The sequence below is a fragment of the Mycobacterium attenuatum genome (genome assembly GCF_900566085.1).
Classification (GTDB): Bacteria; Actinomycetota; Actinomycetes; order Mycobacteriales; family Mycobacteriaceae; genus Mycobacterium; species Mycobacterium attenuatum.
In genome coordinates this window covers 1-25,474 of the sequence record NZ_UPHT01000150.1, presented here as the reverse complement: position 1 = coordinate 25,474, position 25,474 = coordinate 1, and the positions used below count along the sequence as shown (strand labels likewise).

At 64.8% G+C, this 25,474-nt stretch carries 23 protein-coding genes and 1 pseudogene; 9 read left to right on the top strand and 15 right to left on the bottom strand.

Annotation, left to right across the window (positions count from 1 at the left end; translation table 11 throughout):
• Positions 1–11: 11 nt before the first annotated feature.
• Genes EET13_RS23940 through EET13_RS23930 form a run of 3 tightly spaced genes read right to left on the bottom strand, consistent with a single transcriptional unit; the run spans position 12 to position 3,228 of the window.
• Complete coding sequence (locus tag EET13_RS23940) at positions 12–770, bottom strand: SDR family oxidoreductase (RefSeq protein WP_122444592.1); 759 nt, start codon at positions 768–770, stop codon at positions 12–14.
• Complete coding sequence (locus EET13_RS23935) at positions 767–1,564, bottom strand: enoyl-CoA hydratase/isomerase family protein (protein WP_122444591.1); 798 nt, start codon at positions 1,562–1,564, stop codon at positions 767–769. Before EET13_RS23935 ends, EET13_RS23940 begins: the two co-directional genes overlap by 4 nt.
• Positions 1,561–3,228 carry an AMP-binding protein gene (locus EET13_RS23930; RefSeq protein ID WP_211189126.1) on the bottom strand — a complete coding sequence of 556 codons (1,668 nt, stop codon included), beginning with the start codon at positions 3,226–3,228 and terminating at the stop codon, positions 1,561–1,563. Before EET13_RS23930 ends, EET13_RS23935 begins: the two co-directional genes overlap by 4 nt.
• Before the next feature lie 121 nt (positions 3,229–3,349).
• On the opposite strand from EET13_RS23930, the gene EET13_RS23925 reads away from it, so the two are divergent.
• Complete coding sequence (locus EET13_RS23925; protein WP_122444590.1) at positions 3,350–3,988, top strand: TetR/AcrR family transcriptional regulator; 639 nt, start codon at positions 3,350–3,352, stop codon at positions 3,986–3,988.
• 340 nt (positions 3,989–4,328) lie between these two features.
• Here EET13_RS23925 and EET13_RS23920 read toward each other — a convergent pair whose 3' ends face one another.
• Positions 4,329–6,302, bottom strand: a complete 1,974-nt coding sequence (locus EET13_RS23920) for a PPE family protein (protein WP_036393760.1) — start codon at positions 6,300–6,302, stop codon at positions 4,329–4,331.
• A 254-nt stretch (positions 6,303–6,556) separates the two neighbouring features.
• Between EET13_RS23920 and EET13_RS23915 the strand changes: the two genes are divergently transcribed.
• The 3 genes from EET13_RS23915 to EET13_RS23905 all read left to right on the top strand — a co-directional run bounded on the left by EET13_RS23915 (position 6,557) and on the right by EET13_RS23905 (position 9,275).
• On the top strand, positions 6,557–7,705 hold the full coding sequence (locus EET13_RS23915) for a thiolase family protein (protein WP_122444589.1): 1,149 nt from the start codon (positions 6,557–6,559) through the stop codon (positions 7,703–7,705).
• A gap of 131 nt (positions 7,706–7,836) precedes the next feature.
• The gene (locus tag EET13_RS23910; protein WP_122444664.1) at positions 7,837–9,090 is read left to right on the top strand and encodes a cytochrome P450; all 1,254 of its coding nucleotides are present in this window, start codon (positions 7,837–7,839) and stop codon (positions 9,088–9,090) included.
• The gene (locus tag EET13_RS23905) at positions 9,087–9,275 is read left to right on the top strand and encodes a ferredoxin (RefSeq protein WP_122444588.1); all 189 of its coding nucleotides are present in this window, start codon (positions 9,087–9,089) and stop codon (positions 9,273–9,275) included. Before EET13_RS23910 ends, EET13_RS23905 begins: the two co-directional genes overlap by 4 nt.
• 125 nt (positions 9,276–9,400) lie before the next feature.
• Here EET13_RS23905 and EET13_RS23900 read toward each other — a convergent pair whose 3' ends face one another.
• The 4 genes from EET13_RS23900 to EET13_RS23885 all read right to left on the bottom strand — a co-directional run bounded on the left by EET13_RS23900 (position 9,401) and on the right by EET13_RS23885 (position 13,463).
• Entirely contained in the window at positions 9,401–9,592 is a 192-nt protein-coding gene (locus EET13_RS23900) for a ferredoxin (RefSeq protein ID WP_122444587.1), read from the bottom strand.
• A 10-nt stretch (positions 9,593–9,602) separates the two neighbouring features.
• Positions 9,603–10,808, bottom strand: coding sequence for a cytochrome P450 (locus tag EET13_RS23895; protein ID WP_122444663.1), 1,206 nt, complete (start codon positions 10,806–10,808; stop codon positions 9,603–9,605).
• A 103-nt stretch (positions 10,809–10,911) separates the two neighbouring features.
• The gene (locus tag EET13_RS23890; protein WP_122444586.1) at positions 10,912–11,802 is read right to left on the bottom strand and encodes an alpha/beta fold hydrolase; all 891 of its coding nucleotides are present in this window, start codon (positions 11,800–11,802) and stop codon (positions 10,912–10,914) included.
• Positions 11,799–13,463 (bottom strand): thiolase C-terminal domain-containing protein, encoded by a 1,665-nt coding sequence (locus EET13_RS23885; protein ID WP_122444662.1) that lies wholly within the window; start codon positions 13,461–13,463, stop codon positions 11,799–11,801. Before EET13_RS23885 ends, EET13_RS23890 begins: the two co-directional genes overlap by 4 nt.
• Positions 13,464–13,840: 377 nt before the next feature.
• On the opposite strand from EET13_RS23885, the pseudogene EET13_RS33130 reads away from it, so the two are divergent.
• Together EET13_RS33130 and EET13_RS32455 are read left to right on the top strand one after the other, a co-directional pair.
• Positions 13,841–14,587: pseudogene (locus EET13_RS33130) on the top strand (SNIPE associated domain-containing protein); the annotation flags it as partial.
• Positions 14,588–15,202, top strand: coding sequence for a GIY-YIG nuclease family protein (locus EET13_RS32455; RefSeq protein WP_483237992.1), 615 nt, complete (start codon positions 14,588–14,590; stop codon positions 15,200–15,202).
• Between the two features lie 669 nt (positions 15,203–15,871).
• Here EET13_RS32455 and EET13_RS23875 read toward each other — a convergent pair.
• Together EET13_RS23875 and EET13_RS23870 are read right to left on the bottom strand one after the other, a co-directional pair.
• Complete coding sequence (locus EET13_RS23875; RefSeq protein ID WP_122444585.1) at positions 15,872–16,168, bottom strand: ferredoxin; 297 nt, start codon at positions 16,166–16,168, stop codon at positions 15,872–15,874.
• Positions 16,165–17,460, bottom strand: coding sequence for an NADH-ubiquinone oxidoreductase-F iron-sulfur binding region domain-containing protein (locus EET13_RS23870; RefSeq protein ID WP_122444584.1), 1,296 nt, complete (start codon positions 17,458–17,460; stop codon positions 16,165–16,167). The genes EET13_RS23875 and EET13_RS23870 overlap by 4 nt, the downstream gene beginning before the upstream one ends.
• 37 nt (positions 17,461–17,497) lie before the next feature.
• On the opposite strand from EET13_RS23870, the gene EET13_RS23865 reads away from it, so the two are divergent.
• On the top strand, positions 17,498–17,971 hold the full coding sequence (locus EET13_RS23865) for a hypothetical protein (RefSeq protein WP_122444583.1): 474 nt from the start codon (positions 17,498–17,500) through the stop codon (positions 17,969–17,971).
• A 5-nt stretch (positions 17,972–17,976) separates the two neighbouring features.
• Here the strand turns inward: EET13_RS23865 and EET13_RS23860 are convergent, their stop codons facing one another.
• The 5 genes from EET13_RS23860 to EET13_RS23840 all read right to left on the bottom strand — a co-directional run bounded on the left by EET13_RS23860 (position 17,977) and on the right by EET13_RS23840 (position 22,141).
• Positions 17,977–18,864: an alpha/beta fold hydrolase gene (locus tag EET13_RS23860; RefSeq protein ID WP_122444582.1), complete on the bottom strand. Its 888-nt coding sequence runs from the start codon at positions 18,862–18,864 to the stop codon at positions 17,977–17,979.
• Positions 18,861–19,265: a Rieske (2Fe-2S) protein gene (locus EET13_RS23855; protein WP_425293721.1), complete on the bottom strand. Its 405-nt coding sequence runs from the start codon at positions 19,263–19,265 to the stop codon at positions 18,861–18,863. The genes EET13_RS23860 and EET13_RS23855 overlap by 4 nt, the downstream gene beginning before the upstream one ends.
• A gap of 1 nt (position 19,266) precedes the next feature.
• Positions 19,267–20,412, bottom strand: a complete 1,146-nt coding sequence (locus EET13_RS23850) for an amidohydrolase family protein (protein WP_122444660.1) — start codon at positions 20,410–20,412, stop codon at positions 19,267–19,269.
• A 56-nt stretch (positions 20,413–20,468) separates the two neighbouring features.
• Positions 20,469–21,560, bottom strand: coding sequence for an amidohydrolase family protein (locus tag EET13_RS23845; protein WP_122444659.1), 1,092 nt, complete (start codon positions 21,558–21,560; stop codon positions 20,469–20,471).
• A gap of 281 nt (positions 21,561–21,841) precedes the next feature.
• On the bottom strand, positions 21,842–22,141 hold the full coding sequence (locus EET13_RS23840) for a DUF4189 domain-containing protein (RefSeq protein WP_244604079.1): 300 nt from the start codon (positions 22,139–22,141) through the stop codon (positions 21,842–21,844).
• Positions 22,142–23,566: 1,425 nt separating this feature from the next.
• Here EET13_RS23840 and EET13_RS23835 point away from each other — a divergent pair.
• Complete coding sequence (locus tag EET13_RS23835; RefSeq protein ID WP_122444580.1) at positions 23,567–24,736, top strand: PPE family protein; 1,170 nt, start codon at positions 23,567–23,569, stop codon at positions 24,734–24,736.
• A 53-nt stretch (positions 24,737–24,789) separates the two neighbouring features.
• Positions 24,790–25,474, top strand: a 685-nt coding sequence (locus EET13_RS23830; protein ID WP_136623239.1) for a PE family protein, incomplete at its 3' end; no start/stop codon positions are given.

The following is a 25,474-nucleotide window of genomic DNA, read 5'->3' as shown; positions in this document are numbered from 1 at the left end:
CAATTCGGTCACTAGCGGATGGATGACCCAATGGAGATGCCGCCATCCACGTCGAGCACGACACCGGTGAGGTAACCGGCAGCCGGCGAGGCAAGGAATGCCGCCGCCTCGGCGATATCGTCGGGTCGGCCGACACGTTTCATGGGAATCTTGCCGATCAGTTTGCTGCGGACCGCGCCATCCATCGATGCCAACATCGGGGTGTCGATCAGGCCGGGCGCAATCGCGTTGGCGGTGATGCCATGCTCGGCACCTTCGAGAGCGATGGCGCGTGTCAGGCCCACGATTCCCGCCTTAGCGGCCGCGTAATTGCTCTGACCGAAGTTTCCGTGCCACGACATCGATGAGAAGCTCACGATCCTGCCGTAGCCCTGATCGGTCATGGGCGCGAATGCGGCCCGCGCACAGTAGAACGCGCCGCTGAGGTTGATCGCCAGGACCGACTGCCAGTCGTCGTCGGCGATGTTTTGCAGGCGGTTGTCCCGGATGATCCCGGCGTTGTTGATCAGCACGTCGAGACGCCCTAATTCGTTGGTTGTCTTGGCAATCCAATCGTCCACTGCGGCAGCGGAGCTGACGTCGACGACATCACAACGCACCGGTCCGCCGGCCCCCGCGGCAATCTTTTCTCCGGCGCTGAGCAGGGTGTCGGCGCGGACGTCGGCCATGGCGACGGCGGCCCCCTCGGCAGCAAACCGGTTGGCCATGGCCAGCCCAAGCCCTTGGGCTGCACCGGTGATCGCGACGACGCGGCCGACATATCGGTTCATCGGACTTCTCGCTCGCTGAACCGGTGCTGCAGAAACGCCTGGACGGCGGCCGGTGGATCGCCGGTATCCCAGTGTTGTGCAAAGGCTTCCAGCTCTTCGTGTAGGGCGCGTACGGTATCGGCCGAGTCGATCCGATGCAACAGCGTCTTGAGGCTGCGCTGGGCGGGTCCGGCACGTTCGGCCAATCGGGCACATACCGTTTCGGCCGTCTCGTCGAGCCGATCGGGGGGAACGACGCGCAGGATCCAGCCAGCCTCGGCGAGTTCGATCGCCGGCAATAGGTCACCGGTGAGCATCAGCCACCGGCACAGGCCGTGCCCGACCGCACGTGCCAGCCGCGTGCTGGAGCCGGCGGCAGGCAGCAGTTGGTTGTTGAGGTGACCGTCACCGATCATGGTTGTTTCGGCGGCGATCACGACGTCACAGGCCAAGGCCAGCTCCAGGCCGCCGGCGACGGCATGCCCGTGCAGGACAGCCACCCACGGCACCGGGCTGGCTTCGATTCTGCTGAAGCAGTCCGACACCGTCTTCAAGAAGTGCACCGGATTGCGGCCACGCTGATGCAACTCGAGGAGATGACGGAAGTCTCCGCCGGCGCAGAAGCTGGGTCCGTTGCCGGCGACGGCCACCACCGCGGTCTGCGGGTCGGTCTCGGCTCGGGTGATCTGCTCGGTCAGCGCCTCGACCAGCTCACGGTTGAGCGCGTTGCGTTGCGCCGGTCTGTTGAGCCGCAGCCACCGGACGGCGCCGCGCTGCTCGACCTGCAGGCAACCGTCAGTCCCGTTGCTGCTCATGTGGTTTGCGGCTCTGCTGCTTCTTGGCGTTGCCGGCGCAACACCGACCGCTGAACTTTCCCACTGCTGGTTTTGGGAAGTTCGTCGACGAAGTGCACGTGGCGCGGGTAGGCATGGGCGGCATAGTTTTCCTTGACAAACCGCTGCAGCTCGGCCACGAGTCCTGCCGACCGTGGATGGTTGTCGTGCAGGACGACGTAGGCCTCGATCACCTCGCCGCGAACCTCGTCGGGTGCGGCCACCACGCAACATTCGGCGACGCCCGGGTGCCGCGACAGCACCGACTCGACGTCTGCCGGTCCGATGCGATAGCCCGCCATGATGATTACGTCGTCATCGCGCGCGAAAAAGAAGAAGTCTCCGTCGTCGTCGACGCGGGCGATATCACCGGTGAGGTAATAGCGGCGATCGGCGCTGAACCGGCCACCATGAGCCTGATCCTGGTATCGGGTGAATGTCAGCAAAGGACTGGCCGCCACGTCGATGGCGACGCGGCCCAGAACGCCCGGAGGCGCCGGCCGGTCATCGTCGCCCAACACGGTCACCGACCACCCGGGCAGCGGGCGGCCCATCGACCCGGGTTTGACCGGTCGCGCCAGTTCGGGGTGATGGTGGTTACCCACGACCATGCCGAGTTCGGTTTGGCCGAAGTGGTCGTGCACCAGCAAGCCCAATGCCTGGCGCGCCCATTCGTTGACTTCGGCGGTGAGCGGTTCTCCGGCGCTGGAGGCGCGGGCGAGTTCGAGGTCGGCGGGCACGCCCGTCGACGAGGCCCGCAGGCTGCGGAAAACCGTTGGGGCAGCAGCGAAATTGGTGACCCGGTGTTCGGAGAGCGTCCGCCAGGTGGACTCGGCACTGAAGCCTCCCCGCAGCAGAATGCTCGAGACGCCGGCGGCCATCGGTGCGGCGATGGCGGTGCAGAGCCCGTAGGCCCAGCCCGGGTCGGCCGCACACCAGAAGCTGTCGTCGGACGTCACGCCCAGGCTGTATTCCAGGTAGGCCTGAAAACCGGCCAGATAGGCCACGGGGTGCACGACACCCTTGGGTTTTCCGGTGGTGCCGGATGTGAACATGTGGACCAGCGCTCCGTCGCCACCGACCGCGACGCGGCCGACCGGCTCCGGTGCCGCCGTCGCGACGGCGTCGGCCAGCAATCGGTCGCCGTCGGGCGTGACCGGCGCGGCGCCCGTGACCAGGACCTTCCGGTGGGCGCTGGGGGCCAGCTTGTGGCGTTGGTCGGGGTCGGCCACCACCAACACCGTGCCGGACCGCTCCAGACGTTCGGCGATTGCGTCGGACCCGAATGCGGTGAACAACGGTACGTACACCGCGCCGAGCCGCCAGGTGGCCAAGATGGTGACGACGAGATCGACGCTCTTGCCCATCAATGTCGCCACGCGATCGCCGCGACGTACGCCCGCGGCGCGAAAGGCCTGCGCGGAGCGGTGCGACGCGGTGGCGAGCTCGCCGAACGTCATGGACACCGACCCGCCGTCGCCGACCACGGTGAACGCGATGCGCTGGGCCGGATGGCGATCGCAGAGCAACCATGCGACGTCGGCGTGCGCGTCGCAAAACTGTTCTCGGAGCTCGTCGACTCGTTGCCGGGAGTTCAACCGCTCACCATCAATACACGCCGTGGCGTCCGGAATCGGTGGGTACATATTGACGTACAATAGTACCCATTAAGTTACCGAGCCTGAGAATGAGGTTACAGCTGGCTGTGTTGTGTCCCAAGCCGGTCGGTGCGCTCTGAGACGACCGCCCGCGCCGGATAATGAGGCGATGAGTACGGCGGCCGACAGTGGCGCATTGGACGACGGCGGGTCTGTCCGGCGGCGCCGGGTGGATCAGCGCCGACGCGCTCGATTGCTTGCCGACCTGGAGGATCTGCTGCTCGCCGAAGGCTTCAAGAGCCTGACCGTCGATGACATCGCGCAGCGGTTGCGCTGTTCCAAAGCCACGCTGTACAGCCTCGCGGGCAGCAAGGAGCAGCTCGCCGTCGTCGTCACCAAGCAGTTCTTCCGCAACGCCACCGCCGAGATCGAGGAGGCCGTCGCCACCGTCACCGACCCTCGGCTGCGCATCTCGGTCTATCTTGCGGCGATCGGATCGGCAATGAACCGCTGCTCGCCCAGCTTCTATGCGGACATGAAGAGCTATCGCCCGACCGCCGACATCTACCGGCTGAATTCTGCCGCCGCCGCACATCGGGTCCACCAATTCATTGCCGACGGTATCCGTGCCGGCGCGCTACGCGACGTCAACGGGCTCTTCGTCGGCCAGCTGATCGCCCTGGCGATCGACGGCGTGCAATCGGGCGCGCTGCTCGACCCCACCGGGCTCACCGCGGGCCAGGCGTACCAGGAGATCGCCGACCTGTTGCTGCACGGACTCAACGCCTCCCCGGCGTCGGCCCGTTGAGGCCTCGTGCTGGGGCGGGCCGCTCGCGGCCATCGCGTCGGCTCGCTGAGGCGTCCACGGGCCGATTCGCTGGCCGTGGCACGCCCGATGCAGATCGCACCGATCAGCCCGGCGATGAGCCTGAATTACCTTGGGGTGCATGACTCGAAGCTGCCGAGGAGCCATTGAGGGCCTTGCCAACGGTCCAATCGTGCGGGATCTCGAAGCGGTGCAGGCATGGTACAACCGCAGGTCCACTCATCCACGCAATTCCGGCAGGCCGACAATTCGGCGTACTGGTGCTAGCCGCCGGGTTCCGGCGCCGAAACGTGCGTCGCAGTGGGTCGGGTTGCCAGATTCGTTAGTGGAAGAAACCCGACAGTGAGGTTCCGGTGTTGAAGCCACCCGAGCTGAGGGTAGCCGAGTTCGCCACGCCGGAGGTGCCGATGACGATGTTGGGGGCGGAGTTGGCGATGCCCGCGTTACGGGCGCCCGTATTTCCTATGCCAACGTTGGCAAAGCCCGAATTGTTGATTCCCACGTTGGAGGCGCCCGAGTTATTGATACCCGAATTCACGCCACCGACGCCCGCGTTGAAGAAGCCCGAGTTGAAGCCGCCGGTACTGGTGTTGAAGAAGCCCGAGTTGTTCGCGCCGGTATGACCGAAGCCCGAGTTCGGGCCCACCGAACCCAAATTACCCACACCCGTGCTCAGGTTCGTCGAGTTGAGAAAGCCCGTGTTGATGTTGCCTGAGTTTCCCCACCCCGTGTTGGTCATACCGGCATTCCCGAAACCGGTATTAACGGTTCCAGAGTTTTCCCAGCCCGTATTTTGGATGCCCGCGTTGCCGAAGCCCGCATTGACATTTCCCGCGTTTCCGTAGCCGGCATTCAAGATGCCTGCGTTCCCATAGCCCGCGTTGAGGCGGCCTGCGTTCCCGAAGCCCGTATTGGTATCGCCCGCGTTCCCGAAGCCCGTGTTGGTGAAGCCCGCGTTCCCGAAGCCGGTGTTGCCGCCGCCCGCGTTCCAAAAGCCGCCGTTCGTGGCTCCCGAGTTCCCGAACCCGACATTGCCGTTGCCCGAGTTGAAGAAGCCCACGTTGTTATTGCCCGAGTTGAAGAAGCCGATATTGTTGTCGCCCGAATTCCCGAAACCGATGTTGTTGTTTCCCGAATTCAGTCCGCCGATACCCACCTGGTTGTTGCCGGTGAGCCCGAAGCCCACGTTGTTGTTGCCGTGGTTTCCAAAGCCGACGTTGTTGCTGCCGAGGTTACCGCTACCCAGGTTGAAGTTGCCGAGATTTCCGCTGCCTAGGTTTGTGCTGCCGTTGTTCCCGTCGCCGACGTTTCCGGGGCCGATGTTGCCGCCACCGAAGTTTCCGTTGCCGATGTTTCCGAAGCCGAAGTTGCCGGTGCCGAAGTTGCCGGCGCCCATATTGGCGGTGCCGTTGTTTCCGGCGCCGGCGTTTCTGATGCCGATATTTCCGTCGCCGAAGTTTGCGGAACCGAAGTTTCCGTTGCCAACGTTGATGTTGCCCTTGTTCCCGCTGCCCAGGTTGGCGTTGCCGATGTTCCCGCCGCCCAGGTTGGCGTTGCCGGTGTTTCCGCTGCCCAGGTTGGCGTTGCCGATGTTCCCGCTGCCCAGATTGGAATCACCGGTGTTTCCGCCGCCCAGCTGTAGGTTGCCGTTGTTCCCGACGGGTGTGGCGGCCGCTGCCCCGGCCGCCGCACCGGCTGCTGCGGAGCCAGCCGCGGGGTTTTGCGCCGCAGCCGCGGCAGCGCTGGCAGGTAGGCCGAGCACGCCCGACAACGCCTGCTGCAGACCCCTCTGCCATGACTGCAAGTGCGCCGCCGCCGCCGACGCTCCGCCGTGATAACCCACCATCGCGGCAACATCGGCAGCCCACATCTGCTCGTACTGGGCCTCCGCCAAGGCAATCGCCGGCGCATTTTGACCGAACACATTCGACAACACCAACCGCACGAACGCATTGCGATTGGCCGCCACCGCCAACGGGTGAACCATGGCCACGCGAGCCGTCTCGAACGCGCTCGCCACGGCTTTGGCCTGAGCCGACGCCGCCGCAGCCCGGGCCGCCGCCGTGCTCAACCATCCCGAGTAGGGCGCAGCCGCCGCCACCATTGCCCTCGACGCCGCACCTTGCCACGCCTGACCCGCCAACCCCGCGGTCACAGACCCGAACGACTCCGCTGCCGAGCCCAACTCAGCGGCGAGGCTGTCCCAGGCCACGGCGGCCTCCAGCATCGGCGCCGAGCCCGCGCCAGCAAAGATCCGCAACGAGTTGATCTCGGGTGGCATTACGGAAAAATTCATGACAGTCGCCTCTTTTCCGGCCGGCGTTCCATGAGACTGGCCAGCGCGGGTAGCGCCTCCCAAACGCCATGTGGGCGACCACGCCAACTCGAGCACCTTGGCAGGAAGAGATTTTATGTCACACGCCACACCACATCAGGGTTTCGTTGAGATACGTTCGATGGACCGCCGAATGTTGCAAGGCTTCTTTTACTGGGTTTACTGGCTTTACTGGTCGGTGGGGCAGGTACCGGTATCGAGATCGGAGCACATGCGTGCGGGAAACAGTCATCGTCGAAGCCGTCCGTACCGCTGTGGGCAAGCGCAATGGCGGACTGTCTGGCATCCATCCCGCCGACCTGTCCGCGGTCGTGCTCAACGAACTGCTGGAGCGCACCGGGGTCAGCCCGGAAATCATCGACGACGTGATCTGGGGCTGCGTGTCGCAGGTGGGCGACCAGTCCAGCAATATCGGCCGCTTCTCGGTCCTGGCGGCGGGCTGGCCGGAGAGCATTCCGGGCACCACCGTCAACCGGGCGTGCGGATCCAGCCAGCAGGCCCTGGACTTCGCGGTGCAGGCGGTGATGTCGGGCCAGCAGGATGTCGTGATGGCCGGCGGTGTCGAGGTGATGAGCCGCGTGCCGCTCGGGTCCGCCAGGTCAACGGGGATGCCGTACGGCCCGAAAGTGCTTGCCCGCTATGACAACTTCTCGTTCAACCAGGGCCTGTCCGCGGAGCTGATCGCCAAGAAATGGGGCTTGTCCCGCAGCCGGCTCGACGAATACTCGGCGTTGTCGCACGAGCGGGCCGCCGCGGCCCAGGACGGCGGCGCCTTCACCGAACAGATCGTCCCGGTCTTTGGCGACGACGGAGCCGTCGTCAACGCCGATGAGGGCGTGCGGCGCGGCACCACCGTCGAGAAGCTGGCCGCACTCAAGCCGGCCTTCGTCGAGGACGGAGTGATCCATGCCGGCAACTCGTCGCAGATCTCCGATGGCGCGGCGGCTCTGCTGGTGACGACGTCGCAGATGGCGCTGGAGCTGGGCCTGACGCCGATCGTGCGGTACCGCGCCGGAGCGGTCACCGGTGCGGACCCGGTGCTTATGCTCACTGGACCGATTCCGGCGACCGAAAAGGTGCTGCGCAAGTCCGGCGTCAGCCTCGAGGAAGTCGGCGTGTTCGAAGTCAACGAGGCCTTCGCGCCGGTGCCGCTGGCCTGGCTGGCCGAGACCGGCGCCGACCCGCGCCGGCTGAATCCGCTCGGCGGGGCAATCGCGCTCGGTCACCCGCTGGGCGCCTCCGGCGCGGTGCTCATGACGCGCATGGTTCATCACATGCGCGACAACGGAATTCGCTACGGTCTGCAGACCATGTGCGAAGGCGGCGGCACGGCCAACGCCACCGTGGTCGAGCTGATGAACTAAGGGCGCCAGTGCGGCGTGTCCCGTCGCCGTATTCACGGTCAGCGCGAGAGGTCACGTTGACGCCGGCCACCTCCTATGGAAATGTCATACTCATCAGTGAGAGGGAGGTTCTCGTGAGTGATTACGGCGAGATGGACTTCTTCCGCGACAAGCGGCTCGTCGAGAATCCCTACCCGTATTACGAGGCGCTGCGCGAGCACTGCCCGGTGACCCGAGAAGGCCACTACGGGGTGACCATGGTGACCGGCTGGGATGAAGCCGCGGCGGTGTTGAACGACGCCGAGATGTTTTCCTCCTGCATCTCGGTGACGGGGCCGTTTCCCGGTTTCCCGGTGCCGCTCGAGGGTGACGACGTCACCGGTCTGATCGAGCAGCACCGCGACGAGCTGCCGTTCAGCGACCAGCTGCCCACCCTGGACCCGCCGACGCACACCAACCACCGCGCCCTGTTGATGCGGCTGATCACCCCGAAGCGGCTCAAGGAAAACGAAGACGCCATGTGGCTGCTGGCCGACCGGGTGCTCGACGGGTATCTGGCTGCGGGACAAGGCGATTTCATCAAGGACTTCGCGAGCCCGTTCACGCTGCTGGTCATCGCTGACTTGCTCGGTGTTCCCGACGAAGACCGCGACACCTTCGTCGCCAACATCCACCGTCACGCGGGCGGCGGCGTCGGCGGCACCGGCGAGAAACCGTTGGCGCACAACCCGCTGGAATTTCTCTACGGAACCTTCGCCGACTACGTCCGCGACCGGCGCGGCCAGCCCCGCGACGACGTGCTGACCGGCCTGGCCACCGCCACCTTCCCCGACGGCTCCATTCCCGATGTCGAAGACGTGGCCCGGGTCGCCTGCAATGTCTTTTCGGCGGGGCAGGAAACCACGGTGCGGCTGTTGGGGGCGGCCTTGCAGGTGATCGGGGAGCGCCCCGATATCCAGAGGCAATTGCGCAGGGATCGCAGCCTGATCCCCAACTTCATCGAGGAGACGCTGCGCATCGAGAGCCCGGTCAAGGGCGACTTTCGCTTGTCCCGGGTACCGGTCAGCGTAGGCGGCGTCGACCTGCCGGCCGGCACGACGGTGATGGTTTTGCAGGCCGCGGCCAATCGGGATCCGCGCCGGTTCGCCGAGCCCGCCACGTTCGACCCGGACCGCAAAAACGCCCGCCAGCATCTCTCGTTCGGGCGGGGGATCCACAGCTGTCCCGGTGCCCCGCTGGCGCGTGCCGAAACCCGGGTGGCAATCGAGCGCCTGCTGGACCGGACATCGGAGATCAGGATCGACGAACGGATGCACGGCCCCGCGAAAGACCGCCGCTACCACTATGTTCCGACTTACATTCTGCGCGGTCTCACCGAGCTGCACCTGGAGTTCACGCCGGTATGAGGGTGTGGGTGGACGACCAGTGCTGCCGCGGGCATGGCGTGTGCCTGACGCTGTGCCCCGAAGTGTTCAGCCTGACCGACGACGGTTACGCCGAAGCGATAACCTCGGATGTGCCAACGGAATTGGAGGCGGCTGCCCGCGAGGCCATCGAGTGCTGTCCGGAGCAGGCGATCAGAGAGCGCTGACCGGCTCAGCCGGGCAGGCCGTCTACTCCTGCGGCTCCGGTGGCGCCGGTCCGACCCGCGGCACCGGAAATGTCGGGAGCGCTTCCCAATCCGCCGTGACCGCCGGCCCCCCGGGGCACCGCCAGCTAGTCGACAAGCGAAATCGCTTGGCGGGGGCACTGCCGCACCGCCTCGCGCACCAGCGCCTCGTTTTCGGGAGTGACCTCCGGCTGCAAGACGGTCAGCATGTCGTCGTCGCCGACCCGGAACACCTCCGGGGCGATGCCCATGCATACCGCGTTGCTCTCACACAGATCCCAATCGACTTCGATTCTCATTGCGGCCTCCTCACCGCAGCACCCGCACCGGCACGTTCTGCCAGCCGAGGACATTTTGCATGTGGACCCTGTTGCAGTTTGCCCACTCAACCTCGTAGCGAGGCATGAAGTCCAGCAGCTTCTCCAGCGCGATCGCGCTCTCCATCCGGGCCAGCGCCGCGCCCAGACAGCTGTGAATCCCGTATCCGAAGCCGAGATTGGTGGCTTCGTGCGGGTCGCGGTCGATGTCGAATCTGTCGGGATCGGTCCAGGCTTGCGGATCGCGGTTGGCGGCGCCGTTGATGAGGAACACCGGCTTGCCGGCCGGGATCGTGACACCGTGCAGCTCCACGTCTTTCATCGAACGGCGGACCTGATACTGCGACGGCGCCTCATAGCGCAGCAGTTCTTCGACCGCGGCGGGGATCTTGCTGCGATCGTCGAGCAGCTTCTGCCATTGTTCGGGAAACCGCGCGAACACCACGGGGGCGTTACCGACGAGCTTGGTCACCGTCTCGGCGCCGGCTCCGCCCAACAATGTTGCAAAGCCTGCTATTTCGAGGTCGTCGAGCTTGGTGAGCTGTCCGTCGTCACGTTCGATCTCGGCGTTGATCAACTTGGTGAAAAGGTCGTCGCGCGGTTCGGAGCGACGTTGCTGGACCAATTCGTAGTAGAGCATCGCCGTGTTGATGTTGGCTTGCATGCCCTTTTCGCCGACCTCCACCTGCCCGGGCTCGCGGTGCAACGACTCGTCGATCCAATGCCGCACTTGCTGGGCATATTCCTCGGGCACGCCCAGCATGGTCGTGATCACTTCGACCGGGAACGGGCCGGAAAACTCCTGCACCGCGTCGAAACCATTGGGATCAACCGCGCCCAGGTACTTGTCGATCTTGTCGATGGCCGTCTGCCGCTGCGACTGGATGGCGCGCGGTGTGAAGACCTTGTTGAGCAGGCTGCGCATGTGGCGGTGCTCGGGGGGATCCATGAAGATGATCGCCTTGTGCGGCGACGGCTGCCCGGTTCGCACCATCGCAAGGTCGATTCCGTAGGCCGACGAGTACGTCTGGAAGTCCTTGAGGCCCGCGGCCACATCAGCGTGGCGAGTGAGCGCGTAGAAGTCGTATTCCTCGCTGTAATAGACCGGCGCTTCTTCCTGCATCCGCCGGTAGGTGTCCCAGGGGCCGTTGAAGAATTCTTCGGAGAACGGGTCGAAGACAATCTTCGAGGTGGTCATGGCACACTCCTTGAGCACCGGGTGGCGGGCGGGATCGTTACGACTGAGCGTTCGACTGTAACGGTAACGGTAACGGTAGCGGCTTGCGGGCGGGTGGGAAACATCAACCGGCCTCCTGATCGTCGGCTGTCGTCGGGGGTAGTTCCACGCATTCCTGCACAAACGCAAAGACCTTGCGGTGATAGTCGGCGGCGCTGTGACCGAGACTGAGATTGTGCCCGGCCTCGTCCTGCAGTTCACTGACGAAACATGCTGCCGCCGAGAACATGTCGGCAATTTCGGTCAAGGCTTGCGGGTCTGATCGAAAGACGTTGTCGTGACGGCCGAGGGTGAACCGCACCGGGGCCCGCACCGCAGGTGCCAGCTCGGGGAAATCCCGGTGCGACCAGTTCAATGCCACGCTCCGTTCGTAACGGGGGGCGACGGACGAGTTGGTGATTGCGCTGATGATGTCGACCGGATACAACCGCATCGGCTCCCACAACAGCTCGCGCACCCCGGGTGGGCGGTCCTGTTGGGCGGCCGCTCGCATGACTTCCTTGGCGGCCGGGTGGTAGCGCCGTCCGGTGCCGCCCAGTTCGAGGCCGAGCAGCCCGGCGGCGAGCGGGCTGGCGGCCATCCGCAGCACCAACTCGCAGCCACCGGAATGGCCCATCAGGAACAGGCCCGCGCCGCGCGGGCGCGGTCCCAGGATGCGCTCCATGGCTCCGAAGGCAAGCTCAACCCGCTGGTGCGGACTGTGCACGGCTTCGGGATACGGCGCCGAGCTGCCGTGGCCGGGGCGGTCGAGTGCGACCACGGTGAAACCCAGCGTCGCGCCGAGCCGTAGCAATGACAGCTGCGGGTGGCCGGGACAGTCGAAATAGGTCGACGTGGTGCCGCCGCCATGCAGGGCCACGATGACCGCCCGGGGATCTTGGGCCTCGGCGATTAGTCCGGACATCGGCACGCCGTCGACCATGACCACCCGGGGACGCACGGTTGCCCGGTTCATGCGTGCGTCCGTAACAGGATCACGCCGCTGGGCGTCAGGCCGCCGCTGCTGACCACGCCGACGCGGGCGCCGGCGACCTGGCGTGCGCCGGCTTCGCCGCGTAGCTGGCTGACGGCCTCGTGCAGCAGGCCCATTCCGTGGGTGCGGCCGTGCGAGAGCTGACCGCCGTGAGTGTTCAACGGCAGCACGCCGTCGCGGGCGATGTTCTTGCCGCCGTCCAGGAAGTCTTTGGCTTCACCGATTCCGCAGAATCCCAGGGCCTCGATCCAGGACAGGCAATTCATGGTGAACCCGTCGTAGAGTTCGGCGACATCGACGTCGGCAGGCCGCAGCGAGGTGCGGGTCCACAGGTGCGCGGCCTGGCCCAGCACCTGCGGTTCATGCGTGAGAGTGCTTTGGTCCCAATCGATTCGCTCGATGATCTGCGTCCCGACGGCTTCCACCAGCACCGGTGGCTTGGCCAGGTCGCGGGCGGCGTCGACCGCGGAGACGACGACGGCTATCGCGCCGTCGCACGGCACGTCGCAGTCGTAGAGGCCGAAGGGTGTGGTGATGGGCCGCGCGTTCAGATAGTCGGCCATGGTCATCGGTGACCGATAGACCGCGGTGGGGTTGAGTTCGGCGTTGGCCCGCTGGTTCAGCGCGATCCAGCCCAGCGTTTCTTTGGTGGTGCCGTAACGGTGACAGTGCCGTTGCGCGTTGATCGCCAGGGTGTGCGCGGCCGAGGTGGCGCCGAACGGGATCTGCCAGCTGGTGGTGCGGCCCCCCGATCCGAAGGACGGGGCGACCCTGCCCTGTTTCATCAGCTCGTTGAACGTGGCTTCCCACAGGGTTCGGAAGCACAGCACGTGGCGAGCCAGACCACCGGCCACCGCGAGCATCGCCGCGATCACCGATCCGCCCGGGCCGAAGGTTTCGATGCCGCCGTTGTGCCAGGTGGGCCGGATGCCCAGCGCCGCCTCCAGGGCGGTCACCCCGCCTTCGCCGAACCCGCCGAGATTGCCGCCGCCGGGGTAGGTCGACAGGCCGTCGATGTCGGCGAAACTCAGCCCGGCGTCGGCGATGGCGGCCTCGCAGGCATCGACCGTCAGTGACAGCGGCGCCACCATCAGCCGGCGCCCGATGGCCGACATGCCGATGCCGGTGAGGGCGACCCTGTCCTCGAACTTCGTCGCGGTCAGCATGGGACGGACGTATTCGGCGAAACGGTGTGGCTCGATGTCGTCGACCGGCAGTGCAGCCGGCGGCTCGGCTGTGGCCGGCCGAAACAACGGTAGCCAGATGTCCTCGATCTGCTCGAAGACCACGTCGACGGGTTGACCGAGCTGCAGCCGATCCGGTTCGCACGTCACGATATTGGTGGTGAGCCGCACCCGGGGGTCTTCGGCGATCGCCACCTGCGCGACCACGTACGGCGCCGGCAGACCGGGCAGGCTGAACCGGTGGTTGACGGTGAACCCGGCCAGCGTCGCCCGGCCCGACACGGTACGTACGCCCGTTTCGCGGGATCGGCAATAGCGGCACACCGGCGCGGGCGGATGGATCAGCGCTGCGCAGGCCGAACAGTGCTGGAACCGCAGTTGGCCGTCCGCGCCTGAGGTCCAAAAGAATTCGTTCTCGGCGGTGATCTGGGGCAGCGAACGTCCCGGCGCTGCTGACAACTTCACCTCCGCGGTGAATCTGGTAGTCACGTTATGCGAATACGAGAATTACGTTATCAGCATCGGATATCTGTGATCTAGCGAATAACCGCGTGGGCCGAGACGGCGCTTCTGGTGTTGCGGGCTGAAGACCGCTAGGGCCAGTTTGGGCCGCATAGCGGCGTGGGCGACCGCGTATGCATCCGACGTTAGGACGGTAGCGGCACGACAGCCTCCGCCTCACTGCGCAATGCTCATTGCGAACGCGCCGAAACGAGGTACAGAGTAGGGCACAATGGGGACCTTCTCGATTCAACATGACGATCCGATGCCCTCGCTGGCAGCCAAGCGAGAAGATTGGTTGCGTGATGACTGCCCAAGGCTAGTACCCCGACCCCCACTCACCAGGACTGCTGCGCTACTGGGACGGCAGCCAGTGGACGGGCTATACGCAAGGTCGCGCAGCGGCAGCGAAGCCCGAAGAAACAGCAGCCGAGCAATCCGACAGAGTGTCCTTCTTCGGCGCAAAGCGACGCGTCGAAGAGCTGCAACGGCAGATTCAGGCCGTTCAACGGGAGAACCGGGAGTTACAGTCGGAGCTGCAGCGTCTCGGCGTGAAGGACTTGGTACAGATCAAAGCCGAAACGACACAGCTGGCCACAGAGCTAGACCGGCTGCGGGCGGAAAGACTGGCACTCCAAGAAGAGATCGAACTCGCACGCTCTCAACTTGTCGAAACGCAGGGCCTCGTCCAGCTTCAAGACGTCGGCCTATACCAGTACCACCATCCAGCAGAATCGTCAGTCGCGCTGCGTGGAGAACTTGATCGCGTACGAGGACAAATCAAGGAATATGCCAGACGCAACGCGGCGATCTTCGCGAACCACAACTTCACGTTCAACAACTCCGCCCCCCAAGGGCGCAAGTTTGTGGATCAGATGTCCCGAATCATGCTGCGGGCGTACAACGCCGAAGCCGAGAACTGCGTCAAGACCGTCAAAGCTGGGAACCTAAGTGCCGCGCAAGCTCGCCTCAACAAGGCCGTCGAACAAATCGAAAAGCAGGGCAGGATGATCGACCTTCGCGTGTCGCCGTCTTACCACGATCTACGTTTGCTCGAACTGCAACTTGCCGCCGACTTTCAGATGCAGCTTCAACGAGAGAAGGAAGCCGAGCGCGAACGACTCTTCGAATTGCGCGAACAACGAAGGGCACAAAAGGAACTGGACGCGGAGCGTGAGCGACTAAAGAAGGAGCGCGCCCACTACTCAAACGTTTTAGCGAAGCTAGAAGCAGGCGGTGACTTGGATGGCGCCGAACGGATGCGGGAGAAGCTGGCAGGTGTCCAGCGCGCCATCGACGATGTTGACTATCGATCAGCCAACATCCGTGCTGGCTATGTGTACGTCATCTCGAATATCGGCTCATTTGGGCGAAACATGGTCAAGATCGGGTTGACACGACGCCTAGAACCGCTAGACCGTGTACGCGAGTTAGGGGACGCGTCGGTGCCATTCCGGTACGACGTCCATACGCTCTTTTTCTCGGAGGACGCCGTTACGGTTGAGACGAAGCTGCACCAGGCGCTCGAATCCAAACGAGTGAACAAAGCCAATGTGCGGCGCGAGTTCTTCTACGCCTCACCCGAAGAGGTGCTGCCGATCCTCAAGTCAGCTGCGGGCGAGATCGTCGAGTACACCGTGACACCCGCGGCCGAAGAGTACCGGCTCAGTCTCGGAATGCCCGACACGACGCTTTGAGTCGGCAATCTCACGGAGAACGTAGCGCCTAGCCTAGCCGTGACCGGCCCAGGGGCAGGCGTGGCTCAAAAGGCATCCGCCGCATAGCGATCTGGCCAGTGCCATTTCACGCGGAGACGCGGTACCGACACAATTTTCGCTGCGGCGCGCCGCTTTCTGTGCTCCGGGGCTGCGTCGGCTGCATCACCGGGCAGGTGATCGGCGTCAAAGTTGACGCCTTAATCTAATCCAACCACCGGAGCCACGAAAGTGGACGGAACATGCTAACCGTGTTGACGGGCGATGCGCCTTGAGCGGAAATCGTTGTCGCACTGGCCCAGCAAGTCGAAGCCGATAGGTTTTCCTCCGCGTGGTACGCGAACAATGCGGCGAGCCATCTCGGTGCGATGGTGCGTGCCGGGCGCGCGAGGTCATCCATCAAATTGGGCACCGCAGTGTTACGGATCTGGCGTGTCATTCACCGCCACCAGCCATAGGGCCGATCCGTTGTCATCGCGATGGGGCGGCCTGGCTTCTTGCGAGGACTTGGCTTCGCAGACCACCTGCACCCCAGGGCATCGCAAACCGATCGCCGTGGCGCGGACCACGACCGGAGAATGTCGTCCCTGGCCTGTACGCGGAAGTTGCTGGTTCCGGGCACCAGGGCGATCAGCCCGGCGCAGCGTCCGGTCAACGCGTGAATCCCCACTGCGCTTCGTTGGACTCGGTCTTGAGATGCTCGGCAGGGTCTTCGGGGCTGGCGGCGAACGGATGAGCGACCCGGGGTGGGCGGTCGCCGATTTCGGTGATGGCATGCACCGGGCAGTCCATTAGGGCACGCATGACCGCCTCGCGGTCCGCTTCGGCGACGGTGCCGTCCCCGACCAGACACGCGTATCCCCAGTCGTCGAGTGAGAAGTAGGAGGGGGCGTGCTTGGCGCACGCGCCGAAGCCGTCGCAGACGGTGCGGTCAAGACGAATTCTCATGCGATCACCGCTGTGGCCTGATAGGGACGCTCGGCACGAAAAGCGCCGGCACTGCACTGGCGGCAGTCGCCGCTCAGATGGCGGGCCACCTCGTCAGGGAACTGGCCGAGCAGCGTCCCGGCAACGTTGGTCGCGGCATCGAGCGTCGCGCAAGCGCCACGCCCGCGCAGCACCACAGACCAGCGGCGCAGCCGGTCAACGTCTTCGGGGGTCGCGGCGCAGTCGCGCAGCGCTGAAGCGACGGCGGCCATGGCAGCCGTGCCGTTGAAACACGAACCGCACTGCCCGGCGTTCTCGCGGTCGAAGTAAGTCAGCACCGAAGCGGCAACCGCGACCGGGCAGTCGTCGGTGATCACCGATATCGCGCCGCAACCCAAACCGCTGCCGGCCCGCCGCATCGTCTCGTGGTCCAGGGTGGTATCCAGCACAGTGCGGTTGAGTAAGCCGGCGAAGTAGCCGCCCATCAGGGTTCCGCGCACCTGTTCGGATGAGACACCATGCAGCGCAAGCAATTCGGTGAAACGCAATCCGTGCGGGAGTTCGTAGAGCACAGGCGGGCGGTTGGCTCCGGCGACGGTGGCCAGGAATGTCCCCGGCGATGACGGCGTACCCTGGGTCCGAAACGCCGACGACCCGCGCTGCTGCAGGTAAGGCAAATTGGCCAGGGTCTCCACATTGCTTACCAGGGTGGGCCGTCCGCGTACGCCGACTTCGTATGGACGTGGCGGTTTGTCGGTCGGTTTGGCCGGGCCGCCGTTGATCGCGCGGACGGCCGCGGTCTCCTCGCCGGCCACATACCCGGGCGGCACTGTCCACACGCTGATGCCGACGCCGCCGAGTGTGTCGGAGCCCAGCTCGGCGAGCGCGGCCTCGGCACCGCGCGCCGCGTCCGGGTCAGACACGTACACATAGCCGCGTTTGGCGCCGACGATCGTCGCGGCCAACCGCAGCCCGTCCAGCACCAGGTGCGGGCGGTTACGCAGCAGCCAGCGGTCCTTGATCGAAGTCGGCTCTCCCTCTTCGCCATTCGCAACGACGACGGCGCCTCCGGCGGCACGCCCATTGCGCCGTACCGCGCGCAATTTCACCCCGAGCGGGAAGGCGGCGCCGCCGCGGCCGAGCAGTCCGGCGGATTCGATTTCGTGGAGCAAGGTGTCCGCGTCGGCTAGCGGTCGGTATCCGCCCTGCTCCCGATAAGCCGCGATGTCCTCGGGTTCGCGGCTCTCCCGCAGCAGCCGGGGCGGGCTGCCCGGCCAGGCTGCGGTCCTGAATACGGTGTCGGTACCTTCCATCGATTAACCTGCCATCGCTGCGGTTACGCTTGCCCGTATGCGGACTGCGGTGGTGCGGGTCAACGTCGACCCGACCGGTGCGCTGGCGGATGCGCGGTTACGCGAGGGCATGGCCACGCTCCGCGGGCTCCTTGCCGGGGTCGGCGCCGACTTGGTGGACAACGACCTCGGGGCCAGGCCGGGCGGTCGCCGCGACCTCGAACTGCTCATCGCCTGCGAGGACGTCGAAGCCGCCAAGAAGAAAGCAATCGACCTGTGCGCCAAGGCCTTCGACACTGCGCCCGTTTCCGGGGTGGTCACCTTCATCAGCCGGGGCACCGACGACGACGCCCATGGTGTGCTGTCGGCTTTCGGACTTACCGGTGAGGTAACCCGCCGGCTCGACGATGATGGCTTCGACATCGTCGACGTGACACTGCGCGAAGCCGACCTGGGACGCGTCCCGGAGAGCCGGATCCACACCGCGCTCGAGGCGTCGCTCAACTGTGAGGTGCATATCCGCAGCACGTGAGCGCATCACGTGCCCAGGAATTCGAGGATCGCGGGCGCGGCCTGCACCCAGGTGTCGAACATGTTGAAGTGCTTTACCTTTCCGGCTGCGCGTTCTTCAGCCGCACGCTCCCAGGCGTCCTCCGGCCACGGCGGATCGATCAACGTGGATCCTTTGATCAGGCAGCTCACCTCCAGCGAGGTGCGCTTGGGGTGATCCCAGTCGTTCTCACCGCCGCGGATGATCAGCGTGGGAACCTTGATGCGGCCGAACATTTCGTCGTCGACTCCGGGGATCGTCTGCCCCGGCTTGGGTACGAACGCGTTGAGCCAGCGCAGCATGACGGTGAGGAATTCGTCGGCGTTCAGATCGAGGAACCGCTGCTTGTTGGCCGGGTTCTGGTCGATCCGCTCGCGCCACTCGGGTACCTTGAGCAGCCCCTCGATACCCGACCAGCGCACCGCCTGGATACTGGGCAGCACGTAGTAGGCGCCCAGCTGGTACATGCCGTACACGCCGCCGACGATGTTCCACACCACCAGCTTCTCCACCAGCTCGGGATAGAGCATCGTCGTCAGCATGGAATCGCGTGCCCCGCCGGAACCGCCGGCGATGATGCAACGGTCGATCCCGAGGGCGCTCAACAAGCCGCGCAGCGTTTCGGCACGCATGTGCGACTCGCTTTGACCGTAGAACTGCACATCGGAGGCACCGCAATTCGGCCTGTCCCACAACAGGACCCGATAGCCACCGTCGACCAATGCCTCGGCCAGCGGACGCAGGCCGGGAATATCCTTGCCGAACCGGCCGCCGGGTGTCAGAACAATGAGATCGCCTGATTCGCCGATGATTTCGTACACGACGTTGCCGCCCTCCACCTCGACGGCGCAGACCTGACTCTGCCGTGGAGTCATGCCATCACCAGGACGTCGTTGCCCACCACCCGGACCGGGTAGGTTCGAATGCTCCACTCCGGTTTGACCGCCGTTGTCCCGGTTGCCAACTCGAAACCCCATTGGTGCCAAGGGCAGTAGATGAATTCCAGATCGCGGACCATGACCGCGTCGCCGGGGGCGCTTTCATCCACGATGGTGCGGCCCCGGGCGCGGCCCGAGCACAGCGGACCGCCTTGGTGCGGACAGTAATTCGCGATGGCGTAAAACGTGCCGTTGACGTTGTAGACGCCTACGCCGTGCCGCCCGATCGGCACCAGTTTATGGGTGCCCGGCGGGATCTCGTCCACCGTCGCGACGACGTGTTCGCGGCCTTGGGCGAGGCGGGCCCGCTTGGGTTGCCCCGTGATTTCAGCGGTCAATTCAGAGCACCCGCGTCTGGCCCTCAAGGACCGGCACCGATTCCGGCAGGTGATAGGTGGCGATGCCGTTCTTGTACATCACCGCATCCCGGGCGGCTTTGGGCAGGTGCTTGACCAACCAACGTGGGTCGTCGAACGTCCAGTGCGGGTAGTCCGACGAGAAGAGCAGGATCTTCTCGCACTCCATCCATTCCAGCGCCCGGGTCAGTTCCGTTTTGTCTTCGGGGTAGTCCAGCGGCTGGGTGGTGAACTTGATGTGTTCCTTGACGTACTCCGACGGCTTGCGCTTGATGGCCACCCGAGACTTGCGCGCCGCATAGATCGCATCCATGCGCCACATCAACGGCAGGATCCAGGTGAACGCGTGCTCCACGAACACGATCCGCAATGTGGGGAACCGGTCGAAGACACCGTCAAAGATCAAGCTCATCACCTGGTTGGCGGCCAGCAGCGAGTAGGTCACCATGAAGTCGTGGTTATAGCTGGGAAAACCCACCGGCGGCGTCGGCAGCATCTCGTAATTGCTGCGCGACAGGTGACAGCTCACGGTGATGTCGTGCTTGGTCGCGGCCGCCCAGATGGGGTTGTACATCGGGTGACCCCATGACGGCCGCGGCTCGGCCTTGATCAGCACCTGCGCCATGTAGGGGTGTCCGGCCCACTCCTCGATCTCCCGGGCGGCCCCCTCGGGATCCTCCACCGCCGCGCAGATGGAACCGCGCCAGCGCTGATGCCAGTTGTTGTGGCTGTCGAGCCAGTGATTGGCCTGCCAGTGATTGAGTGCGGTCGAATAGGCCTGGTGGGCTTCGGGCAGACGCGGCGTCCGGCCGCCGGGCTCGAGGATCGCGATGTCGGAGCCGGCCTCCATGATCAGCTGACGAAAGGCCATATCCGGGTCGCTGCCGGGGAATTCGCCGTCGGGCGGGAAGGTGTCGACGCGCATCGCGAAGCTGTGGGCGTAATCGGGGGCGTCGTAGTAGATCAGCTCGCCGACCTTATGGTCGAGGAAGTACTTGCTGCGCCACGGTTCCGGGATGTACTGGGTGATTTCACCGCGTCTGGGCACCGGGTGAACGTCGGAGTCGACGCAGCGGACGGCGATGCGCTCGGCTGCGGGAACCCGTTCGTGTAGATGGGTCAGCGTCATCGTGATCTCCTCAGTCCGTCTCATCCCCGTGTCATATTTCTGCGACTGCGGGCCGACTAACCTCTAGCGACATCGACAGGAATCTCGATCCCGTAGAGGCCGGCGGCGTTGCGCCAGCACAGCTTCTCGCGCTGGTCGGCGGATAGTGCCGTGGGAAGCTGCCGGATGTCCCACCACTGCCAGTGCGGATAGCTGGAGCCGAGCATCACCATGTCCTCCTTGCCGGTGAAAGCCAGCCACTCACCGGCGAAGTCGGCATCACCGGGACCATCGAGGCCGCCCTGCACGAAGTACACGTGGCCGGGCAGGTAGTCGCTCGGTATCCGTGGCGCCCAAGGGGTCTGTTCCAGGTGCGGCCGGCCGAACACGTCCATCCGCCAGATGAACGGTGTCACGAAGTCCGCGGCGCCGTCGGCCCAGACGAACTTCAGGTTGCCGAAGCGCTCGAACACCCCCTCGGCGATCATGTTCATCAGGTGGTAGAGGTAATTCAGCGCCATGAAGCTGACGTATTGCTCGTACGTGCGGGTGTGCCCGGACGGGGTGGGCGGAAAGCCGATGCCTTCGCCGGATTCGATGTGGACCGCCACCGGCAGGTTGGCGTCGGCCGCGGCTTCCCACAGCGGCCAGAACTGCGGCTTGCCGTAGACCTCGCGGGATTGCAGCGGAACGCCGATCTGAACGACGCGGGGGTGGGAGCGCCACTTGTCGATTTCGCGGACTGCGCCGGCGATGTCGTCGGGGTTGACCCGGATGGTGCCGCGGAACTTCTCACCAAACTGGTCGTGTTCCAGCCAACGCGAGACCATCATCTCGTTGTGGGCGGCGTGCAGCGCGCTGCCGAGGTGCCGGTCGGGCATGATGCCACGGCCCATCGGATGCAGGATCGCCACGTCGACACCGCGTTTGGAAAAGAGTTCGCCGGCAACGATTTCCACGTTCGAACCGGGATATTCACGGTTGGCCCCCTCGGCGCTCGGGTCGTATTCCCCGCCGGGTGCTCCGTACCAATCCATCTCGTAGTCGGGAAAGCCGCGGCTCTTGAAGGGCTCGCGCAGGAAGTTGCGCAGGTCTTTGTTGGACGGAAAGAAGATGTGCACGCTGGCGTCAATGAGCGGCGTGCGCGATCCGTCGACATCCTCGATCACGAAACCCACCCTCCGGCTCCGGCGACGACGAGCCCGGCCAGGGCAACTGATAGACAACCTAACATTTCGGCTGGTGGCCGATCAACGTCTTTCCGGTAAGCGCTTCGATTAGTCATCTGCCCCGCTAGGCGCCGTTATCGCCAGCCAAATCGCCAGTGCTGTTCTTCGATACGGATAATATCATTCTCTCCTCGGTTGAGGAGCGCGCTCTAACCGGGATCCGAATGCAGGGATGGACTTCGGCCCGCGGATCCCGGGTCTGCCGCCGCGATCGGCAACGGCTAGTTGCACGCCCAGTCGACGATCCGCCCGCCACCCAGGTTGGTCATGGCGTGTGCTTCTGCCGCGCTGCGGTTGTACCCGTAACCGCCGTGGTACTTCGTGCCGTCGTGGGCGACCGCGCCGCATCGGGTGAAGACGCTGACCACTTTGCACGTGTCGACCCCGCACAGCTCCAAGGCGCGCTGCTTGGCCTGCGCCTTGGATAGGTGCCGCCATGCCTTGCCATTCGACCCGTCGTGACCGTAGGCGATCGCGCCGTAATACACGGGGAAAGGCGGCATATTGGACACATGGGTCATCTCACCCCGGTGGATATGCGCGCTTGCCGGATGGATCTGCATGACAGTCGTTGCGGCCGCAACCGCCAAACCCGACACTGCTACTACGACTCGGCGGCGCAGCTTTCCGGTGTTTCCCCCGGCCTCTAGTCACCTTGGCTCACCTCCACCAAAACCCTTCTCGCCGCCCCGATGGATGAGGGCGCTGACGCTACATAAAATATGCAATTTACTCGGAAGAAACATTCGCTACTTATAATACCGGGGCGTTGGCCGCTACCTGGTTGCCGAATCGGGCTTCATAGGCAATTCATGACGTGGGGTTGGCCTTGTCGCCGGCCGGCAATCTCGAACGTCGGGACGTCATATCCTCAGGTGTGCATGCATCGAATCCGCTTCGGCCCCAGCCGTGTCGACGATGCCGGCCGATCGGCGCAGGCCGCTACGAATGCCGCTGGTGGGGCCGGCTTCCTGGCTGGGCATGGTCTGCGGGTGGGGCACCGTAGCAAGGGTTCAAGCCGAAGGTGCCCGTGACCGTTGTCCACCGGGTATTTGCCCACCACACGGCATCGGCCGGCGACCGCCTTGCCCTGCCGCGCGGCGGGTTGCCGGATCAGGTTAAGTACCGGGCGCGGTAGTGCCCGTTTCACTGTCGACCGATCGAGGGTGAGGTGCTAGCTACTTCGGCTGCTGCAAGGCCTGTGGCCTCGTCGCGGCTACGCCGCAGCTTCACCGCGACCTCCCGAACCCTGCACTAGTCGATCGCCGCAGTCATGGCATAACAGCACTCGTCCCCGGGACCATCGTCACGCTATGTCAGATGTCCACCGTTTGTGGGGCACCTCGGCGCACCCGCAATCGCCGATCGCAGCCGGCGAAAGTGGAGGTAACGAAACTACCGCCCCGAGATTTCGCCATGCGTGTCTAAACTCAGGCCAGATCCGGCTATACCGGATACTTTCGCCCTGTCTGGTTCGCTGTTGATTCATGCGTCAGGCGGAGACACCGGTGGATCGATAGAAGCTGATTATTGATTCATTAATTTTTGCGTTTGATATCTACGGTCAGTTGCGAGAGAGTTTGCTCCGGCAAGAATTCGGTTTCAGCTAAACATTGCAAAATGCGCGAAATGTGAGAAAGTCGGACCTAATTGTAAGCGGCATGATGTGAGTCGATCAGCTCGACCGATGGGGAATTTGGTGACTCGAACACCGTCGGCAGCACCTCAAGTCGACGCATTCAAAGCTCATGTTCCGGGCGGCCGTAGGCCGCTATGCGCGAGTTAATGTCTAAAGCATCAGCACAGTCGGTCAGGTGAATAGGCATGTTCGATGCCTAAGGTAATTAAGGCAAGTTCACGTTCGTTAAATTGCGGCTTTTTGATGGTTCCAATATGACTGATTGCATCGTCGTGAACGGTACGTATCGCCGGTAGGAGGATGGGGCATGTTTTCTGATTTTTTGTGGTTGCCGCCCGAGGTCAATTCGGCTCGGATGTATTCGGGTGCGGGGTCGGCGTCGTTGCATGGGGCGGCGGTTGCGTGGCGGGGGTTGGCACAGGATCTGGGGGCGACGGCGTCGTCGTTTGAGTCGGTGATCGCTGGGTTGGTTCATGGAGGGTGGGCTGGTCCGGCATCGATGTCGATGGCGGCGGCCGCAGCGCCGTTGATGGGGTGGTTGACCGCGGCTGCTGAGCATGCGCAGTTGTCGGCGGCGTCGACTGAGGCAGCGGCGGCCGCTTATGAGACGGCGTTTTCGGCGACGGTTCATCCGGCGGCGGTGACAGCGAATCGGACGTTGGTGGCGACGCTGATTGCCACAAATTTCTTGGGCCAAAATGCTCCGGCGATCGCGACGACCGAGAGTGTATACGCCGAGATGTGGGCCCAAGATGTCGCCGCAATGGTGAGCTATCACACCAAGGCGGCCGCGGTCGCTTCGACATTGGCTCCGCTCAGTGCCCCACCGGCTCAACCCTTCCTGCCGGTCACGCCGCCATTCATGCCGGTCACGCCGCCACTCATGCCGGTCACGCCCGTGCACGTTGCTCCGCTGGGTTGGCTCTTTGACGCGATCACGGACGTGTTGTCCGTTGTACCGGTGTCATCGTTGTTGTCGGTGGCCGAGGTGGGGATGTATCCAGCCAGCATGATGATGTCGCCGTTGATGATGGCGATGTCCGGTGCCCGCGGGGCGACCACCGGATTGGGTGCTGCGGCCACCGTTGCCGGCTCCTCGGCGTCGCCGCTTGTCGGCGGCACTGCGTCGTCGATGGCCTTGAGCGGACTGGGTGGTACGGCGGCAACGGGTGCGCCGATGTCGGCAGCGTTGGGTCAGGCCCACACCATGAGCGCGGTATCGGTGCCGCCGAACTGGCCAGGATCAGTGCCCGGCGGGTTGTCCAGTGCGGCGGTGCAAGGACTTGGATCAACGCCGGCCGCCATGGCTCAATCCGCCGGATCCGCCGAGGGTATGCCGATGATGCCGTTGACGCCTAGGGGTGCGGGCTCGACTGCGGCGGCACCTGCTGAGGTAAGCAGCCGCGGCGGTGTCGGCGCCGCCGCGCCGGCGCTGGCCGTGCAATCCAGCGTGATCCCGCGCGCTGGGATCGGATAACCGCGCATACATGTTGCCGACAACGGCGTTGGTGGACCCATGGAGGATGAGTCTTGTCGTTCGTGACCATCGTGCCGCAGGCATTGGAATGCGCGGCAATGGATTTAGCCGCTATCGGTTCGGCGTTTAGCCAGGCCACTGCCGTTGTGGCCGTCCCGACCACCGGGCTCCTGCCGGCCGGCGCTGATGAGGTCTCGGCAGCAATGACAGCCCTGTTGACTTGCCACGGCCAAACCTGGCAGGCATTTAGCCGCGACTATGAGTGGCTGCATCAGCAATTTGTCGACCTGCTCAACGGCAGCACCTTCAAGTATTGGGCCACCGAGATCGACAACGCCGCCCACAACGCGATCAACACCGCCAACGCCGACAGCCAATGGCTGCTGGGGCGCCCGATGATCGGCAACGGCGCCAACGGGCTCAACGGCACCGGACAAAACGGTGGGGCCGGCGGCTGGCTATGGGGCAACGGCGGCAACGGCGGCTCCGGGGCCGCCGGCCACAACGGCGGCAACGGCGGCGCCGCCGGACTTTTCGGCCACGGCGGCAACGGCGGAGCCGGCGGAACCGGCGCCAACGGCGGCAACGGCGGCCACGGCGGACTACTGGCCGGCAACGGCGGCGCCGGCGGTAACGGCGGCGGCGCAACCATAACCGGCGGCACCGGCGGCCACGGCGGCAACGGCGGAACAGCCGGACTCATCGGCAACGGAGGCAACGGCGGCACCGGCGGAACCG